An 18,196-nucleotide genomic window follows, 5' to 3' on the forward strand; every position below is an offset into this window, starting at 1 on the left:
GGCGACCGGGGTCTCGTTCGCCGAGCAGCAGATGCGCCGCGGCCGCTACTACGACCAGCCGCCCTTCCCGTTCGTTCCCGGCTATCGCATCCCGAGCACGGCGACGGTGAGGGCGGCGCGATCGCCGCCGCGCAGCAGCGCGACCGCGCACGGGTCCGGCGGATCCGACGGCGTACGGCTCATGAGACACCCCCCCCGTACGGGGCCCGTCGCCCCCGTGCCGACGGGCCCCGTGTGCCTTAATGTGCCCTGGCGCCGGGGTGGTTGAAGCCTCCGCCGCGGTCTTCAGAGGTTGATTTGAGGGTTGCGCGCCCGGCCTACGACCGCTGCCGTACGCGCGGCCGTCACAGCTGGTGCTCCGACAGCCCCGGCCAGTCGTCCGGGCCGCCGCCCTGCCATTCGATCAGGTCGCTCTGCTCCACCTCGATCCGGTCCAGATCGGCCAGCCGCAGGATCTCCACGACGTCGTCGAGATGCGAGGCGATCCCCAGCGTCACGTCCCCCTCGGTCACCCGCCGGGAACCGTCCAGGGCCGGGGGGTGGACCACGATGTGCGGGTAGTGGGTCGGATTGGCCATGCCTTCAGCCTGCTGCGGAAGCGGTGCCGGCGCACCCCGAGCCGGAAACACGCCGGAGCGCCCCCTGGGCAGGGGGCGCTCCGGGCGCTGTCCGCTGGCCGTCCGACGGCGCGAGGCCGGGCGCGACGGATCGTTCGCGCCGCCGGACGGGGTGGGCGGGCCCCTCGGGAGGGGCTGGGTGGGACCGCGGTGGATGCGACGGAGCCGGGTGCCCTTCCCTCTGGTCGAGAAGGGGACACGGGTCCTTCACCACCGCACTGGCTCGCAGGCCACCGCGGTCCTCGCCCTGCCCGCGCGCTCCGCCCGGCGGCCACCCCTCATCCGGGCCGCCCGGCGTGCCGCGCGGGCCGCGTGCGCAATCATGACCTCCCGTCAGATTCCGCACGCCGCTCGCGGGTTCGCGGTGCTCAGTCCTCGCGCAGGGCGCGGACCGCCTGCTCCACGCGCTTGCCGTACTCGGGGTCGGCGGCGTGGAAGTGGGCCAGGTTCTTCTCGATCACGTCGTCGCGGGAGACCTGCGAGAGGCCGCCGGCGATGTTCGCGACCAGGCGGGACTTCTCCTCCGGCGACATCAGGCGGTACAGCTCGCCCGCCTGGAAGAAGTCGTCGTCCTTGGTGTGGAGGGGCGCCTCGTGGGTGCCCGTGTGGCCCGAGACCGGCAGGGGGGCCGAGAGCGGGCGGCCGGTCTCGACCGGGCCGTCGTAGGAGTTCGGCTCGTAGTTCTTGGCGTGGCGGCCCTGGGCGTTGAGCGCCATGAAGCCGTCCCGGCCGTAGTTGCGCGCGCCGCCGGGGACCGCCTTCGGGCTGTTCACGGGGAGCAGGGTGTGGTTGACGCCGAGACGGTAGCGGTGGGCGTCGGCGTAGGCGAACAGGCGGCCCTGGAGCATCTTGTCCGGGGACGGGCCGATGCCGGGCACGAAGTTGTTCGGGCTGAACGCGGCCTGCTCGACCTCGGCGAACACGTTGTCCGGGTTGCGGTCGAGGACCAGGCGGCCCACCCGCTGGAGCGGGTGGTCCCGGTGCGGCCACACCTTGGTCAGGTCGAACGGGTTGAAGCGGTACTCCGCCGCCTCGGCCGCCGGCATGATCTGCACGTACAGCGTCCAGGACGGGTGCACGCCCCGCTCGATCGCCTGGAGCAGGTCGGTCTGGTGGGAGGCGGGGTCCTTGCCGGCCAGCTCCTGGGCCTGCTCGGTGGACAGGCAGCGGATGCCCTGGTTGGTCTTGAAGTGGTACTTGACGAAGAAGGCCTCGCCCTCGGCGCTCGTCCACTGGTAGGTGTGCGAGCCGTAGCCGTTCATGTGCCGGTACGACGCCGGGATGCCGCGGTCGCCCATCAGCCAGGTGACCTGGTGCGTGGCCTCGGGGGAGTGCGCCCAGAAGTCCCAGACGTTGTCCGGCTCCTGCCGGCCGGTGAACGGGTCCCGCTTCTGCGAGTGGATGAAGTCGGGGAACTTGATCGGGTCCTTGATGAAGAACACCGGGGTGTTGTTGCCGACGAGGTCGTAGTTGCCCTCCTCGGTGTAGAACTTCACCGCGAAGCCGCGCGGGTCGCGGACGGCGTCCGCTCCGCCGAGCGAGTCGGCCACGGTGGAGAAGCGCACGAACACCTCGGTGCGCTTGCCGATCTCCGCGAGGAAGGCGGCGTGGGTGTAGCCGGTGACGTCGTCCGTCACCTCGAAGTGGCCGTACGCGCCGGAGCCGCGGGCGTGCACCACACGCTCCGGGATCCGCTCGCGGTTGAAGCGCGCGAGCTTCTCCAGGAGGTGCTGGTCCTGGATCAGGAGCGGGCCGCCGACGCCGGCGGAGGCGGAGTTCTGGTTGTCGGCGACCGGGGCGCCGGACTCGGTGGTGAGCACGCGCTGCGACATCGTGGACCTTCCGTGCGGGTGTCAGCGGAAAACTGTTTCCGCTTCGTGGAGCCTAGAAGTGGGGCGATCGGGGCGTCAACAGTTTGTTGAACCGAATCGTTGCCGTGGTGAGGGTGGTTCCGGGCCGCGGCCCCGCCTGGGCGCGACAGGACAGGTGTCGGCGGCGCCGCGGCCCGGAAGTCCGAAGGGGCCGTCAGACCTCGGCGCCGGACAGGCGCTCCACGGCCCGCAGCAGGGCCGAGTGGTCCAGGCCGCCGTCGCCCTGGGCGCGCAGTGACGCGACCAGCTGGGCGACCACGGCGCCGACCGGCAGGGCCGCGCCGACGGTGCGGGCGGCGTCGGTGACGATGCCCATGTCCTTGTGGTGCAGGTCGATGCGGAAGCCCGGCTTGAAGTCGCGGTGGAGGAAGTTGTCCTTCTTGCGCGTCAGCACGGTGGAGCCGGCGAGGCCGCCATTGAGGACGTCCAGCGCGGCCCTCAGGTCCACGCCCGACTTCTCCAGGAAGACCACGGCCTCGGCGCACGCCTGGATGTTGACGGCGACGATCAGCTGGTTGGCCGCCTTCACGGTCTGGCCGGAGCCGTGCGGACCGCACAGCACGATGGTCTTGCCGAGCGCCTCGAAGATCGGCCTGGCCTCGTCGAAGTCGGCCTGCTCACCGCCGACCATGATCGACAGTACGGCCTCGACGGCGCCGGCCTCGCCGCCGGAGACGGGCGCATCCAGGACGCGGATCCCCTTCTCCGTGGCGTTCTTCGCGAGGTCGACGGAGGTCTGCGGGGTGATCGAGGACATGTCGATCAGCAGGGCACCCCGCCGGGCGTTCTCCAGGATGCCGTCGGGGCCGTAGGCGATGGCCTCGACCTGCGGGGAGGCGGGCACCATCGTGATCACCACGTCGGCGTCCCGCACGGCCTCGGCGATCGAGGCGGCGGCCGTGCCGCCGGCGGCGGCCAGCCGGTCCAGCTTCTCCCGCTCCAGGGTGTAGCCGGTGACGTCGTAACCCGCCTTGATCAGGTTCTCGGACATGGGGGAGCCCATGATGCCGAGGCCGATCCAGGCGATCTTGGGAAGACTCATCAGGGGTGCCTTTCTCAGTACGGGGTGATCAGCGGGCCGCGCGGGCCTCGGCGGGCAGCCAGGCGAAGGCCTCGGCGCTCGGGCGGTCGCCGGGCTTGTACTCCAGGCCGACCCAGCCGTCGTAGCCGGCCTTGCGCAGCCGGGCGAGCAGGTCCTCCAGTGGGAGCGAGCCGGTGCCGGGGGCGCCGCGGCCGGGGTTGTCGGCGATCTGCACATGGCCGGTCTTCGCCACGTACCGTTCGATGACCGACGGCAGGTCCTCGCCGTTCATGGACAGGTGGTACAGGTCCATCAGGAACTTCGCGTTCCCGAGGCCCGTCGCCTCGTTGACCTTGTCCACGACGCCGATGGCGGCGGGCGCGCTCACCAGCGGATACAGCGGCGACTCGGGCTTGTTGAGGGCCTCGACCAGCAGGATCGCGCCGATCCGGTCGGCCGCCCGGGCCGCGAGGGCCAGGTTCTCCAGGGCGAGCGCGTCCTGCTCGGCCGGGTCCACGCCCTCGACGCGGTTGCCGTACAGCGCGTTGAGCGCCGTGCAGCCGAGGGAGGCCGCGAAGTCGGCGGCGACGTCGATGTTGGCGCGGAACCTCTCCGACTCCTCGCCGGGGACCGACAGGGCGCCGCGGTCCGGGCCCGGCAGCTGTCCGGCGTAGAAGTTCAGGCCGGTGAGCCGGACTCCCGCGTCCTCGACCGCTTTCCTGAGGGCGTCCAGCTCGGACCGGGCGGGGGTGGGCGAGTCGGTCCAGGGCCACCACAGCTCGACCGCGGAGAAGCCCGCCGCGGCGGCGGCCGCGGGACGCTCCAGGAGCGGGAGTTCGGTGAAGAGGATCGACAGGTTGACGTTGAAGCGGTGGTCTGCGGCGGTGCTCCACTCGAAACCTGGCATTCGGGCCGCGCTCCCTTCCGTGGGTCGAGGTTTCCGTATTACGGAAGTTCGTTTCTGCGTAATGGAAGATTGCCGTCGGGTGTCGGAGCTTGTCAAGGGGGGCCGGCCGCCGGCCCCCCGAAAAGCCGCGCCGGGCGTTAGGTTGAGCGCGTGCGATTGAGAGTGGAGTTCACGACCGAGCCGTTCGACCTGGACGAGGCGCCCGCGCACGCCCTGGTGGCACGGGAGGTCATCGAGACGGCCGCGCTGGACGCCGTCGACGTCGGCCCGTTCGGCAACACGGCCGAGGGCGGCGCCGACCACGTGCTCACCGCGGTGGACGCGCTGCTGCGCAAGACCCTGGAGGCCGGCGCCACCCGGATCTCGCTCCAGGTCAACGTCATCGGCGACGGGAACGGCGACGGGACCGCGGAGGGCGGCCGGTGACCGGGGACGAGCCGTTCATCGCGGCCGTGAAGCCGCTGGTCGACGCCATGGGCGGGGAGATGGTCCCGCCCGACGAGGCCGGCCCCGAGGACGTCGTGCTCGCCTGGGAGGGCGTGGACGTCGTCGCCGTACGCCTGCCCCAGCTCGCCGACTCCCTCGACCACATCCTCGCCGCCATGGAGCGCAGGCAGGGCAGGCCGCTGGCCGACCTCGACCGCAAGGCCAAGCAGGAACTCGTCCGCAGCCTGGAGGCGCGCGGCGCGTTCGCCGTGCGGCACGGCGTGGAGACCGTGGCCGGCGCGCTCGGCGTCAGCCGCTTCACGGTCTACAACTACCTCAACCGGGAGAAGGGTTCCTGACCGGGCCGGAAGCGGGGACCGTCGTGCCGCCCGGGCCCGGCCCGCCTTGTTACGCGGAATTTTCAACAAAGTGTTGACGTGATGTTTCCGAGGGCGTTAGCTATCGGCAGCCCGTTCAGCACGACGGCCCATCGTGGCCACGGAGGCTCCCGTGACGTCGACTTCCACGCCCCCGGGCCTGGCCCGGTTCAACGATCTGGAGGAGCGCGCGGCCCTCGCCGCCCTCCACGAGGCGTGCGCCTCCACCGAGTGGGCCCGGCGACTGCTCGCCGCCCGCCCCTACACCGCCCCCGAGGACCTCTACGCCGCCAGCGACGCCGCGATGGCCGAGCTGACCACCGCGGACCTCCAGGAGGCGATGGCCGGGCATCCGCCGATCGGGCGCCCCAAGCCGGGCGACCCGGCCTCCGCCCGTGAGCAGCGCGGCATGGCCGGTGCCTCCGACGCGCTCAAGGCGGAGATGCTCGAACTGAACCTGGCCTACCAGGAGAGGTTCGGCCATGTCTTCCTCATCTGCGCCACCGGCCGGACCGGCGAGCAGATGCGGGACGCGCTCAAGGAGCGGATCGGCAACGCGCCGGAGCAGGAGCGGGAGATCGTCCGCACCGAGCTGGGCAAGATCAACCGCATCCGACTGGCCCGACTCGTCGAAGAGGACGCCTGACACCATGAGCACCAGCACCACCGCCTCCGTGTCCACGCACATCCTGGACACCTCGATCGGCCGCCCCGCCGAGGGCGTCGCCGTCCGCCTCTCCGCCCGCAGCGGCCAGGGCGCCCCTTACGGGCGGGCAGGGGACTGGCAGGCGCTCGGCGGCTCCGCGACCGACGCCGACGGCCGGTGCAAGGACCTGCCGGCGCTGCCGGAGGGGACCACCCACGTACGGCTCGACTTCGAGGTGGAGCCGTACTTCGCGAAGAAGCAAGCCGATGCGCAGCAGGACGCCCCCGCGAACCGGGACAGCGGTGCGTCGTCCGTGTTCTTCCCGGAGGTGGCGATCACGTTCGCCGTCGTACCGGGCGAGCACTACCACGTACCGCTGCTGCTCAACCCGTTCGGCTACTCCGTTTACCGAGGGAGCTAGCAGACACATGCCCACGATCCTGGGACAGAACCAGTACGGCAAGGCCGAGAACCGAGTCGTCAAGATCACGCGGGACGGCGCCACCCACCACATCAAGGACCTCAACGTCTCCGTCGCGCTGAGCGGCGACATGGACGAGGTGCACTACTCCGGCTCCAACGCCCACGTCCTGCCGACCGACACCACCAAGAACACGGTGTTCGCGTTCGCCAAGGAGTACGGCATCGAGTCCGCCGAGCAGTTCGGCATCCACCTCGCCCGGCACTTCGTCACCTCGCAGGAGCCGATCCACCGCGCCCGCATCCGGATCGAGGAGTACGCCTGGGAGCGGATCGAGACCTCCGACGCCAACAGCAAGTTCATCGGCGCCGACGAGGTCAAGCACTCCTTCGTCCGCAAGGGCCAGGAGACCCGCCTCACCCAGATCACCTACGACGGCGAGCGGTGGGAGGTCATCTCCGGTCTGAAGGACCTGGTGGTGATGAACTCGACCAACTCCGAGTTCTGGGGCTACGTCAAGGACAAGTACACCACCCTCCAGGAGGCGTACGACCGCATCCTGGCCACCCAGGTCTCCGGCCGCTGGCGGTTCAACTGGACCGACGACGAGCAGAAGGCGCCCAACTGGGAGAAGTCCTACGAGCAGACGAAGAAGCACATGCTCCAGGCCTTCGCCGAGACGTACTCCCTCTCCCTCCAGCAGACGCTGTACCAGATGGGCGCGCGCATCATCAACAACCGCAGCGAGATCGACGAGGTCCGCTTCTCGCTGCCCAACAAGCACCACTTCCTGGTGGACCTGGAGCCGTTCGGACTGAAGAACGACAACGAGGTCTACTTCGCCGCCGACCGCCCCTACGGCCTCATCGAGGCCACCATCCTGCGGGACGGCTGTGAGGCCCTTATCCCGGTCGACATGACCAACCTCTGACGCGGGACGCGCGCCCCCGGCCCCGCCACCCGGGCCGGGGGCCCGCCACACCGGAGGGAACGAAATGGCACAGCCTGCGAAGGGGCCCGCCACAGCCCCGTGTTCCACCCCGCCGGCGCACACCGAGGACGCCGTCACGTCCGTGCACCCGGTGGACGAGAAGCTCCACCTCTCGCGGCTCGTCCCCGCCGCGCTCCAGCACATCGCCGCCATGTACGCGGGCGTTGTCACTCCTCCGCTCATCATCGGCCAGGCCTGCGGACTCGACATCGCGGCCCGCACCCGGCTGATCGCCGCGAGCCTGCTTATCGCGGGTGTCGCGACCGTCCTGCAGACCCTCGGCGTCAAGGGCCTGGTCGGCAACCGGCTGCCCTTCGTCAACGCCGCGTCCTCCGCCGGCATCGCCCCGATCCTCGCGATCGCCGAGACCAACGGCAGGGGCCACCAACTCCCCGCGATCTACGGCGCGGTGATGGTCGCCGGCGCCTTCTGCCTGGCCCTCGGCCCCTTCTTCGGCCGGCTGCTCCGCTTCTTCCCGCCCCTGGTCACCGGCGTCGTCATCACCCTGATCGGCGTCACGCTGATGCCCGTACCGGTCGGCTGGGCGCAGGGTGGCGACAAGACCGCCGCCGACTTCGGCGCCATGCGGCACCTCGCGCTCGCCGGCTTCACCCTCGCCGTCATCCTGCTGATCCAGCGCTTCGGCAAGGGTTTCGTCCAGCAGATCGCGCTGCTGTGCGGGCTGCTCGTCGGCACCCTCGCCGCGATCCCCTTCGGCATGGCCGACCTCAGCGGCCTTCGGTCCGCGCCCGTCGCCGCGCTGCCCACCCCGTTCGCCTTCGGCGCCCCCGAGTTCCAGCCCGCGGCCATCCTGTCCCTGTGCATCGTGATGCTGGTGCTGATGACCGAGTCCAGCGCCGGCATGCTCGCCCTCGGGGAGATCTGCGACCGCCGTGCCGACGCGCGGACCATCACCCGCGGCCTGCGCACCGACGGCCTCGCCACCCTGCTCGGCCCCGTCTTCGGCGGCTTCCCCACCTCGGCCTTCGCGCAGAACGTCGGCGTCGTCTCCCTCACCCGGGTGCGCAGCCGGTACGTCGTCGCCGTCGCCGGTGCCGCCCTGCTGGTCCTCGGCGCCTTCCCGGTCCTCGGCGCGGTCGTGTCCCTGGTCCCCATGCCGGTCCTCGGCGGCGCGGGCATCGTCCTGTTCGGCTCGATCGCCGTCAGCGGCATCCGTACGCTGTCCGAGGCGGGCCTGGACGACAGCTCCAACATCATCCTGGTGGCCGTGGCCCTCGGCGCCGGCATCATCCCGCTGGCCGCGCCCGCCTTCTACGCCGGCTTCCCGGCCTGGGCGCAGACCGTACTCGGCTCCGGCATCAGCGCCGGCGCGCTGGTCGCGGTCCTGCTGAACCTGTTCTTCCACCATCTCGGCACCCGGAGCGGGCAACCGGCTCCGGCACTCAAATCCTCCTAGGGTCCTGCCGTGCCCTTCCCGTGGACGACCTCCCGTCCGCGGGCCGCCACCGAAAGACAAGGAAGCACGATGGCACCATCGGCAGCCGAGCGCACCGTCATCGAGAACTGCGCCGTCGCGACCGTGGACGCGGACGACACGGAGTACGCCTCCGGACACCTCGTCCTCGCCGGCAACCGCATCGAGTCGGTCGGCGCGGGCAAGGCCCCCGAGGGCCTGGAGAACGTGGTGCGCCGGATCGACGCGAGCGGTCATCTGGCCACGCCCGGCCTGGTCAACACCCACCACCACTTCTACCAGTGGATCACCCGGGGCCTGGCCACCGACCACAACCTGTTCGACTGGCTGGTCGCGCTCTACCCCACCTGGGCGCGCATCGACGAGCAGATGACGTACGCCGCCGCGCAGGGATCCCTCGCGATGATGGCCCGGGGCGGCGTCACCACCGCCATGGACCACCACTACGTCTACCCGCACGGCTCCGGCGACCTGTCCGGCTCGATCATCCGGGCCGCCGCCGAGACGGGCGTGCGTTTCACGCTGGCCCGCGGCTCGATGGACCGCAGCGAGAAGGACGGCGGACTGCCGCCCGACTTCGCCGTCGAGACGCTTCAGGGCGCTCTCGCCGCCACCGAGGAGACCGTCAAGAAACACCACGACGCCTCCTTCGACGCGATGACCCAGGTGGCGGTCGCTCCCTGCTCCCCGTTCTCCGTCTCGACCGAACTCATGCGGGAAGGCGCCGAGTTGGCCCGCCGTCTCGGCGTACGGCTGCACACCCACGGCTCGGAGACGGTGGAGGAGGAGAAGTTCTGCCACGAGCTGTTCGGGATGGGCCCGACCGACTACTTCGAGTCCACGGGCTGGCTCGGTGAGGACGTGTGGATGGCGCACTGCGTCCACATGACCGACGCCGACATCGCCGCGTTCGCCCGCACCAAGACCGGCGTCGCCCACTGCCCCTCCTCCAACGCACGCCTCGCCGCCGGCATCGCCCGCGTCCCCGACATGCTCAAGGCGGGCGTCCCGGTCGGCCTCGGCGTCGACGGCACCGCCTCCAACGAGTCCGGCGAACTCCACACCGAGCTGCGCAACGCCCTCCTCATCAACCGGCTCGGCGCCCACCGCGAGGCCGCGCTGGGCGCCCGCCAGGCGCTGCGGCTCGGCACCCACGGCGGCGCGCGGGTGCTCGGCCGGGCGGCGCAGATCGGCTCGCTGGAGCCGGGCAAGCTCGCCGACGTGGTGCTGTGGAAGATGGACACGCTCGCCCACGCCTCCATCGCCGACCCGGTGACCGCGCTCGTCTTCGGCGCCGCGGCCCCGGTCACCGCGTCCTTCGTGAACGGCCGGCAGATCGTGGAGAACGGCCGCCTGCTCACCGTCGACGAGGACGCCATCGCCGTCTCCACCCGCGCGGAGGCCCAGCGCCTGGCCCACATCGCCGCGCAGGCCTGACCCGGCACAGGCCCGTACAGACTCCGGCCGGGAGGGACGGCTCCCGGCCGGGACCGTGGATCCGAGCGGGATCCACGGCACGCCGTCTCCGGGACGCGCGCGGACGCACGCGCCCCGGAGACGGTCACCCCCGACCGTCCGCTCAACCGCTCAACCGCTCGACTGTTCAGCCGCCACCCCCCGACGGTCCCGCACGACCACACGCTCCACCTCCATGAAACCCACGTCGAAGACGACGTGTTACCCGCCCGGAGGACCCGCCGTGGCCGCCCATCCCGTAGACGAGAAGCTCCCCGCCCTGAAAATGGCGACCAGCGGCCTGCAGCACGTGGCCGCCATGTACGCAGGAGTCGTCGCCCCACCCCTGATCGTCGGCGCGGCCATCGGCCTGAGCGCGACCGACCTGACCTTCCTCACCGGTGCCTGCCTGTTCACCGCGGGCCTCGCCACCTTCCTCCAGACGCTCGGCTTCTGGAAGATCGGCGCCCGGCTGCCCTTCGTCAACGGCGTCACCTTCGCCGGTGTCGCCCCCATGACCGCGATCGTCGCCTCCACCGAGGACAAGTCCGACGCCCTGCCGGTCATCTTCGGCGCGGTCATCGTCGCCGGCCTCCTCGGCTTCCTGGCCGCGCCCGTCTTCTGCAAAGCGGTCCGCTTCTTCCCACCGGTCGTCACCGGTTCCGTCATCACCCTGATCGGCGTGTCCCTGCTGCCGGTCGCCTTCGGCTGGGCGCAGGGCCCCGACCCCCGGGCGGACGACTACGGTTCCACGACCTACCTCACCCTCGCCGGCATCACCCTGCTCATCGTCCTGCTGCTGCGCCGCTTCACCCGCGGCTTCGTCAAGCAGATCGCCGTCCTGCTCGGCCTGATCGTGGGCACGCTCGTCGCGATACCGTTCGGCGTGACGGACTTCAGCCCCGTCGCCCACGCGGATGTGGTCGGCTTCCCGACCCCGTTCCACTTCGGTGCCCCGCAGTTCCAGCTCGCCGCGATCCTCTCGCTGTGCGTGGTGATGGTGGTCTCGATGACCGAGTCGACCGCCGACATGCTGGCGCTCGGCGAGATCGTGGAGCGTCCCGCGGACGAGCGGACCATCGCGGCCGGCCTGCGCGCCGACACCCTCGGCTCCGCGATCAGCCCGCTGTTCAACGGCTTCATGTGCAGCGCCTTCGCGCAGAACATCGGCCTGGTCGCGATGACGAGGATCCGCAGCCGGTACGTCGTCGCGACCGGCGGCGGTTTCCTGGTCCTGATGGGCCTGTGCCCGATGGCCGCCTCGCTCATCGCGGTCGTGCCCCGGCCGGTCCTCGGCGGCGCCGGCGTCGTCCTGTTCGGCTCGGTCGCCGCGAGCGGCATCCAGACCCTGGTCCGGGCCGGCCTGGACCGGGACAACAACGTCCTGATCGTGGCCGTGTCCCTGGCGGTCGGCATCATCCCGATCACGGCGCCGGAGTTCTACCACGCGTTCCCCGAGACCGCGAAGATCGTCCTGGACTCGGGCATCTCCACGGGCTGCCTCACGGCCGTGGTGCTCAACCTCCTCTTCAACCACCTCGGCAAGGGCCGCGAGGCCCACGACGTCACCCACCCCATGGAGGCGGGGCAGGAGATCGCCGCCGCGCGCTGAGCCCGGCGGGCAGGACCGAGGAGGCCGGGGGCACGGTGGCGACACCGTGCCCCCGGCCACGTCATGAGGGTGGCTGCCGACCGCGTCTGTTCGAGCACCTGCCGCACGAACCGCCGGCCGGTCGGCCGCGGTCGGCGCGACCGGTCCCGTCCTCACCCCGGAGTCAGGCGCGGCGCTCGCGCAGGACCAGTGCCGCCAGGGCCAGCGCTGTCGCCGCGATGCCCGTCGCCACGGTGAACGCCAGCCGGTAGCCCTCGGCGGTGGCGGGCAGCAGCGGTGTGCCGCCGGTCAGCAGCCCCTCGGTGCGGCTCGCGGCCAGCGTCGACAGGACGGCCAGGCCCAGCGAACCGCCCACCACCTGCGTGGTGTTGAACAGCCCGGACGCGAGCCCCGCGTCCTCCGCCCGGGCGCCCGCCATCGCCAGCCCGGTCAGCGCCGGCATGGCCGCCGCGAAACCGGCGGACAGCAGCAGCATCGCCGGCAGGACGTCGGTGGCGTAGGAGCCGTCGGCGGGGGCGCGGCCGAGCAGCGCCATGCCCGCCGTGATCAGTGCCAGGCCGGCCAGCAGCACCCGGTACCCGCCGAACCGGGCCACGGTCCGCGCCGAAAGCCCCAGCATCAGCAGGCCGATCGTGATCGGGGCCGGCAGGAACGCGGTCCCGGTCGCGAGGGCGCCGTAGCCCAGCACGCGTTGCAGGTACAGCGCGCCGATGAACTGGAAGCCGTACATCGTGGCGATCATCAGCACCTGCACCGCGTTGGCGCCGGTCAGCATCCGGGAGCGGAACAGGCGCAGCCGCAGCAGCGGCCGTGCCGCCCGGGCCTGGCGCACGGCGAACGCCGCGAACAGGGCGAGCGCGAGCGCCGCCAGCAGCAGGGTGACCGCGCGGGAGCGGTCACCGGCGCCGACGATCACGTACACCGTGAGCATCAGCGCGCCGGTGACCAGCGCGGCCCCCGGGTAGTCGGCGCCCCGCCCGAGCCCCGCGCCGGGCTCGGGCGCGAGCACCCGCACCGCGGCCAGCCACGCGGCCACCCCGACCGGCAGGTTGATCAGGAAGATCCAGTGCCAGCCGAGCGTGTCGGTCAGGGCCCCGCCGAGGAAGGTGCCGAGCGCACCGCCGGCCGCGCCGACCGCGCTGAACACCGCGATCGCGCGGGCCTGTTCGCGCGGTTCGGGGAACAGGGCGACCAGCATCCCGAGGACCACCGCCGAGGCCATCGCACCGCCCGCCCCCTGCACCGCCCGTGCCGCGACCAGCGTGCCCTGCCCGGTCGCCGTCCCGCACAGCACCGACGCCAGCGTGAACACCGCCAGCCCCGCCGTGAACATCCGCTTGCGGCCCACCAGGTCACCGAGCCGTCCCGCCAGCAGGAGCAGTCCGCCGAAGGAGATCAGATAGGCGTTGACGACCCAGGCCAGCCCGGGCCCGCTGAAGCCGAGGTCGCTCTGGACGGCGGGCATCGCCACCGTGACGATGTTGCCGTCCAGCACCGTCATCAGTGTGCCCGCGCACAGCACGGCGAGGGACGTCCAGCGGGAGTACCGTGCTCCCGGAGCCACCGCCGCCGGTGACGGACTGTTCTCGATCGTGGCCGACATCCTGTGCCGCCTCCCCGTTCTTCCCGCGCGTCTCGGTTCTTCCCGCGCACCTTGGTGCACGACTTGTAACGGGGAACATGGTGGGTGACCATGAAGGACGGCGTAAGGAGGCAGTCGGATGTCCCAGAGGAACACCGGTGTTACCGTCCAGGCAGTGAACGCGCACGCGTGCCCCGTCCGCGAAGTTCTTGACAGGGTGGCCGGCAAATGGAGCGTGCAGATCCTCGTCGCCGCCGCGCGCGGGCCCATCCGGTTCACGGAGTTGGAGCGCGGCATCGAGGGCATCAGCCGCCGCATGCTGACCCTCACCCTGCGCAACCTGGAACGGGACGGCCTGGTGACGCGCACGGTCCATCCGACGGTGCCGCCGAAGGTGGAGTACGAACTCACGCCCGTCGCCCACGAGTTGAACGACACCCTGCAACGGCTGACCGACTGGGCCGAGCGCAACCGGGTGTACGTCGCCGAGGCGCGGGCGGCCTACGACGCCGAGCACCGGCCGGAGTCGCTCGACGTGTAGGCCCCCGGCGGCCCTACAGGCCGAACAGCGCGGGGTCCGCGGCCAGTTCCTTGAACACCTCCCGGGGGTCGGCCAGCAGCTTGCGCGCGGCGAGGTCCAGCAGACCGCCCACCGCGACGACCTCGGCCGCCAGGGTGCCGTCGGTCTTCACGATCTCCTGCCGGATCCGGAAGGTCTTTCCCTCGCTCCACTCGAACGCGCAGGTCACGTCGACCTCGTCGCCGGCGAGCAGCTCACGGCGGTAGCGGATGGTCGTCTCCAGCGCCACCGGACCCACGCCCCGGCCCACCAGCCGGGCCTGGCTGATCCCGGCCGCCTGGAGCAGCGACCAGCGGGCGTGCTCCGCGTAGTTGAGGTACACCGCCTGGTTGAGGTGTCCCTGCACATCGGTCTCGTAGCCGCGGACGGTCACACGGACGGAAAACGGTTCGGACACGGCTTGCCCTTCTGCTGTTCGATTCTCCGGTCGACCGATCCTGACACGCCGGTCACACCCGGCGCGGCGAGGCCAGCAGATAGCGCGCTCTCGTCCGGGGTTCGGTGTACTCGCCCGCCTGCCAGCCGGCCCGCTCCAGGGTGGCCGCGCAGGCCGCCAGCGTCCGCGCGTCCGGCGCGTACACCGCCACCGCCTCCGGCTGCGGGGTCGCCCGGACCCGGTAGCCGTCCGCGTCCCCGCCCGCCGGCCGGTGCCCGGCCGCCTCCAGCGCGAGCGCCGCGGCCCGCACCAGATGCGTCCGCTCCCACCCGCAGGGCCGGTCCGCCGCCCCGTCGGGATTCGTCATCCGGCGCAGCTCCAGCAGCCCCTGCCAGGCGCTGTGCACCTCGCGCTGCCGGGCCGGGCCGAACGTGAGCGGCTCCTCCTCGCCGCCGACGCGGGCCGTGAACACGCCCGTGTCCCGCGCCGGCTCCGCCGGTGGCTCGGGCACCGCTTCCCGTATCCGGTGGCCCGCCGGGGTGAGGAAGTGGTCGTGCGGCGGCCGGGGGTGCCGGAAGGCGAGCCCCCGCTTCACCAGCGCCGCGAGCTGGGCCTCGGTACCGCGCAGCCGGCCGGTGACCGGATCGGCGTCCTCGATCACCCGCCGCTGCGCGGGGGTGGGCGGTCGGGTCACGGGGGCTCCTCTCGGTGCGGTCGTCGGACACCCTTCAGGCCGCCGGCCGGGCGACACCCCGAGGCGGTCGGCGAGGCGGTCGGCGGGGCTCGGGCCACCGGCCGGGTGACTCATGTGCAGAGTACGACCCGGCTCTGACAACGCCCCTGTTCCCTGCTTCCGGCTTCCCGCTACCCGCTCACCGCTCCCCGCCTCGTGCGGCCCCTCGTCCACCCCGGGCCCCCTACCGCCCGGCCCCTCACACTTCCCGTGGCCTGATGTTCCACCCCGCGATCACCGGCCGGCCGTGCTCCGTGCCGAGGCGGCACAGCGTCCCCGTCGCGAGCTGGAACAGGGCCCCGTGCCGGGGCGGCAGGCCCAGACGGCGGGCGGTGAGGACGCGGAGGAAGTGCCCGTGGGCGATCAGCACGACGGCCCCGTCGGTGGCGGCGAGCGCCGCGTCGACCTTGGCCAGCATCCGGTCGGCGCGCTCCCCGACCTGCTCCGGGGTCTCGCCCGGGTGGTCCGGCGGCCCGGGGGCGACGCCGTCCGTGAACAGGAACCAGCCGGGCCGGCTGCGCTGGATGTCCACGGTGGTCACGCCCTCGTAGCCGCCGTAGTCCCACTCGCAGAGGTCGGCGTCGACCCGCGCGTCCCGGACCCCGATCAGCCGGGCCGTCTCCCGGGCCCGTTGCGAGGGGCTGACGAACGCCGCGCCGATCCGGTGCGAGCGGATCAGCGGCACCAGCCGGCGCGCCTCCTCCCGCCCGTGCTCGGTGAGGGGTACGTCGGTCCGGCCCGTGTGCCGCCCGGAGCGCGACCACTCGGTCTCACCGTGCCGCACGAGAAGGAGGTCACCCATGACGGCACGGTGGCACAGGGCGCCCGCCGCCCGCAGGACGGACTGCGCCAGACGGCCGGTCGGCCGGGGCGACGGCCCTGCCTCAGAGTCCGGCCGGGGTGCGGCGCGGCACCGCCATGGCGAGGGTCTCCCCGCAGGCGTCGATCGTGGCCGCCTTCCCGTGCGCGTCCGTGACGGGGACGACCGCGCCCCGGGTGTCGTGCGGTGCCCGGACCGAGGCCTCGGTCTGCCGTACGCACCAGGTGCCCGCGCTCTTCGTCCCACGGCGCGTGTAGCGCAGGTCCACGGTCACGGAGGCCTTGCCGGGCAGGGCGAGCGAGGCCGGGCGGCCCTGCCCTGTGCCCTCGATGCTCTCCGCCTTGCCGTTGTGGATCTCCAGGGCCGGGTAGCCCGCGAACACGCAGGAGCCGGGGCCCTTGTTGACGGCGGTGAGCCGCGCGTCGGGCCGGCCGCCGTCCCCGTGCCCGCCGCCCTTCTCCGTGTCCCCGCCGTCGAGCAGGGACAGCGTCCACGTCAGTGAGGCGGTCCGGCAGGGCGGCGCGGTGGCGTCCGGTGCGGCCTTGGTGCCGGTGCCGCAGGCCGTCAGCGCCAGGCTGGCCGCCAGTACGGTGAGGCCGCCGGCGAGGCGAGTGGTCACGCGCATGATTCCCCCTTGACGGTGTGCGTCGGCGCGGTCAGGTGCCGGGATGGACCAGCGTGTGTTCGGTGCCGACCGCCTTCGTGCCGGTGTCGGCGTACAGCGTCGTCTCCCCGTCGGACCAGCGCACGATCAGGTCGTTCAGGGAGCCGCCGTGGCGGAAGCCGCCGACCGTCAGCACCTGCGCGTGCCGCCACAGGCCGTTCGGGCCGCGCACCCGCGTCCTGGTGCCGGACCCCGCCGCCGAGGTGCCGGTGTACGTGTCGAGCGCGCCGTCCGCCCAGCGCACCAGCAGGTCCCCGGGGGCCGTGCCGTCGAAGTCGCCGCCGGCCAGCAGGGCGGCCTTGGTCCAGGTGCCGTTCGCCGTGACGAGCCGTGTGCCGCTGCCGAGGCCACCGGCCCCGGCGTCCGGGTACAGCGTGAGCGCGCCGTCGGCCCAGCGGACCAGCAGCGCCGTGCCCCCGTCCGCCCGGAACGCTCCGGAGGTGAGCTGGACGGCGTTCTTCCACGCGGAGCGGGGCGGTGCCATCCGGATCTCCCGGCCCAGGCCGGAGGGGCCGGGCCGCGGGTAGAGGGTGACCTCGCCGTCGGACCAGCGCACCAGCAGGCCGGACCGGGCGCCGGCCGTGAAGGTGCCGCCGGTGAGGGCCCGGGCGTGGGTCCAGGTGCCGTTGGCCTGCCGCAGCCGCTTCTCGGCCAGGAAGCCGCCCCTGCCGTCGCCCGGGTGCAGGGTGATCCCGCCGTCGGACCAGACCACGAGGAGATCGTCGTGCCGGTCGCCGGTGTAGTCGCCGGACGCCATGAGCGCGGCCTTGCGCCAGCGCGCGGCGCCGCCCGGCAGGGTGCCCTTGACGCCCCGGTACGGCGGCAGGTCGGCGGGCGGGTCCCGGTCGGCGACGGCGTCGGCGAGGAGGTTCGCGGCGTCGGCGCCGAACGCGGTGGCGTAGCTGATGTAGTCGGCGTTCGCGTCGTTGCCGCCGCCGTTGTAGCCGCCGAGGTCGCCGATGACGTGCCCGGTGCGGGCGCCGTCCTTGTAGTCGGTGATCCACGGGCTGCCGGAGACCCCGCCGTAGTAGCCGCCGCAGGTCATCGACAGCTGCCGGTAGCCGCGCAGTTGCTTGGTCGGGACCGTGCACTTGACGGCGCGTCCGGCGCTGTTGTGCCGGTGGGAGGGGTAGCCGACGACGGTGACGCCGCGGTGGGTGTAGCCGGTGGGCCGGGTGAAGGTCAGTCCGCCGCCCACGGCGTCCTGGAGGGACGTGCCCCGCTGGTTGGCCGAGACCCGGGCGAACGCGGTGTCCAGGTCGGACGCGGCCTTCTTGGTGGTGGCCGAGCCGCGGTCGGGCACGTACCGGGGGTCGATGAAGATCCGCTGGATGTGGAAGATGCCGTACGGCTGCCGGTCGGGGGCGGCGCCCTTCACGAACTTCGGGACGAAGATGTAGTCGCCGTTCATGTTCAGGGCGCAGTGCGCCGCGGTGAGGACGATGTCGCGCGCCTTGGTGTCGATCACGCTGCCGGTGCAGTGCCAGGTGGTGCCGCTCGGTCCGTCGGAGCCGAAGAACGTGCCCACCAGGCGGGTTCCCTTGAACAGGGTGCCCTTCGGCCGGGCCGCCGACCTGCTCAGCGGCCGCCGCTCCCCGACCGTCCGCCTCGCGCAGGCTCTGGACATGGCACTTGGTGGTGACGGCACACTGGTAGCGCTAG

Annotated in this window: 19 protein-coding genes; 9 read left to right on the top strand and 10 right to left on the bottom strand. The window is 72.3% G+C overall.

What is annotated here, in order from left to right:
* Positions 1–344: 344 nt before the first annotated feature.
* From ABZV94_RS33350 to ABZV94_RS33365, 4 genes are all read right to left on the bottom strand, one after another.
* Positions 345–578, bottom strand: a complete 234-nt coding sequence (locus tag ABZV94_RS33350; RefSeq protein WP_356347127.1) for a hypothetical protein — start codon at positions 576–578, stop codon at positions 345–347.
* A gap of 407 nt (positions 579–985) precedes the next feature.
* A complete protein-coding gene (locus ABZV94_RS33355; protein WP_356347129.1) occupies positions 986–2,449 on the bottom strand; it encodes a catalase in 1,464 nt (487 codons plus the stop codon).
* A 193-nt stretch (positions 2,450–2,642) separates the two neighbouring features.
* Positions 2,643–3,530: a 2-hydroxy-3-oxopropionate reductase gene (locus ABZV94_RS33360; RefSeq protein WP_356347132.1), complete on the bottom strand. Its 888-nt coding sequence runs from the start codon at positions 3,528–3,530 to the stop codon at positions 2,643–2,645.
* 28 nt (positions 3,531–3,558) lie between these two features.
* Entirely contained in the window at positions 3,559–4,416 is an 858-nt protein-coding gene (locus ABZV94_RS33365; RefSeq protein WP_356347134.1) for a TIM barrel protein, read from the bottom strand.
* A 150-nt stretch (positions 4,417–4,566) separates the two neighbouring features.
* On the opposite strand from ABZV94_RS33365, the gene ABZV94_RS33370 reads away from it, so the two are divergent.
* The 8 genes from ABZV94_RS33370 to ABZV94_RS33405 all read left to right on the top strand — a co-directional run bounded on the left by ABZV94_RS33370 (position 4,567) and on the right by ABZV94_RS33405 (position 11,779).
* Entirely contained in the window at positions 4,567–4,842 is a 276-nt protein-coding gene (locus ABZV94_RS33370; RefSeq protein ID WP_356347137.1) for a hypothetical protein, read from the top strand.
* Between the two features lie 47 nt (positions 4,843–4,889).
* Complete coding sequence (locus tag ABZV94_RS33375; protein ID WP_356347171.1) at positions 4,890–5,201, top strand: helix-turn-helix domain-containing protein; 312 nt, start codon at positions 4,890–4,892, stop codon at positions 5,199–5,201.
* A gap of 151 nt (positions 5,202–5,352) precedes the next feature.
* On the top strand, positions 5,353–5,865 hold the full coding sequence (gene uraD / locus ABZV94_RS33380; protein ID WP_356347139.1) for a 2-oxo-4-hydroxy-4-carboxy-5-ureidoimidazoline decarboxylase: 513 nt from the start codon (positions 5,353–5,355) through the stop codon (positions 5,863–5,865).
* A 4-nt stretch (positions 5,866–5,869) separates the two neighbouring features.
* Positions 5,870–6,286: a hydroxyisourate hydrolase gene (uraH, locus tag ABZV94_RS33385; RefSeq protein WP_356347142.1), complete on the top strand. Its 417-nt coding sequence runs from the start codon at positions 5,870–5,872 to the stop codon at positions 6,284–6,286.
* 7 nt (positions 6,287–6,293) lie between these two features.
* Complete coding sequence (pucL, locus tag ABZV94_RS33390; RefSeq protein WP_356347144.1) at positions 6,294–7,217, top strand: factor-independent urate hydroxylase; 924 nt, start codon at positions 6,294–6,296, stop codon at positions 7,215–7,217.
* A gap of 64 nt (positions 7,218–7,281) precedes the next feature.
* The gene (locus ABZV94_RS33395; RefSeq protein ID WP_356347147.1) at positions 7,282–8,694 is read left to right on the top strand and encodes a nucleobase:cation symporter-2 family protein; all 1,413 of its coding nucleotides are present in this window, start codon (positions 7,282–7,284) and stop codon (positions 8,692–8,694) included.
* A gap of 69 nt (positions 8,695–8,763) precedes the next feature.
* The gene (locus ABZV94_RS33400) at positions 8,764–10,149 is read left to right on the top strand and encodes an 8-oxoguanine deaminase (protein WP_356347149.1); all 1,386 of its coding nucleotides are present in this window, start codon (positions 8,764–8,766) and stop codon (positions 10,147–10,149) included.
* Between the two features lie 262 nt (positions 10,150–10,411).
* Complete coding sequence (locus ABZV94_RS33405; protein ID WP_356347151.1) at positions 10,412–11,779, top strand: nucleobase:cation symporter-2 family protein; 1,368 nt, start codon at positions 10,412–10,414, stop codon at positions 11,777–11,779.
* A 163-nt stretch (positions 11,780–11,942) separates the two neighbouring features.
* Here ABZV94_RS33405 and ABZV94_RS33410 read toward each other — a convergent pair whose 3' ends face one another.
* Entirely contained in the window at positions 11,943–13,382 is a 1,440-nt protein-coding gene (locus ABZV94_RS33410; protein WP_356347154.1) for an MFS transporter, read from the bottom strand.
* 118 nt (positions 13,383–13,500) lie between these two features.
* Here ABZV94_RS33410 and ABZV94_RS33415 point away from each other — a divergent pair, with 118 nt between their 5' ends.
* On the top strand, positions 13,501–13,902 hold the full coding sequence (locus ABZV94_RS33415) for a helix-turn-helix domain-containing protein (protein ID WP_356347156.1): 402 nt from the start codon (positions 13,501–13,503) through the stop codon (positions 13,900–13,902).
* Positions 13,903–13,915: 13 nt separating this feature from the next.
* Here ABZV94_RS33415 and ABZV94_RS33420 read toward each other — a convergent pair whose 3' ends face one another.
* The 5 genes from ABZV94_RS33420 to ABZV94_RS33440 form a co-directional block, all read right to left on the bottom strand.
* Entirely contained in the window at positions 13,916–14,338 is a 423-nt protein-coding gene (locus ABZV94_RS33420; protein ID WP_356347158.1) for an acyl-CoA thioesterase, read from the bottom strand.
* Positions 14,339–14,390: 52 nt separating this feature from the next.
* The gene (locus tag ABZV94_RS33425) at positions 14,391–15,011 is read right to left on the bottom strand and encodes a hypothetical protein (RefSeq protein WP_356347160.1); all 621 of its coding nucleotides are present in this window, start codon (positions 15,009–15,011) and stop codon (positions 14,391–14,393) included.
* A gap of 238 nt (positions 15,012–15,249) precedes the next feature.
* Entirely contained in the window at positions 15,250–15,852 is a 603-nt protein-coding gene (locus ABZV94_RS33430) for a histidine phosphatase family protein (RefSeq protein WP_356347163.1), read from the bottom strand.
* A gap of 82 nt (positions 15,853–15,934) precedes the next feature.
* Positions 15,935–16,495 (bottom strand): DUF4232 domain-containing protein, encoded by a 561-nt coding sequence (locus tag ABZV94_RS33435; protein WP_356347166.1) that lies wholly within the window; start codon positions 16,493–16,495, stop codon positions 15,935–15,937.
* 31 nt (positions 16,496–16,526) lie between these two features.
* Positions 16,527–18,196 (bottom strand): trypsin-like serine protease (locus ABZV94_RS33440; protein ID WP_356347168.1); only part of this gene is annotated, 1,670 nt, incomplete at its 5' end.

The organism is Streptomyces sp. NPDC004658 (genome assembly GCF_040609555.1).
Taxonomy (GTDB): Bacteria; Actinomycetota; Actinomycetes; order Streptomycetales; family Streptomycetaceae; genus Streptomyces.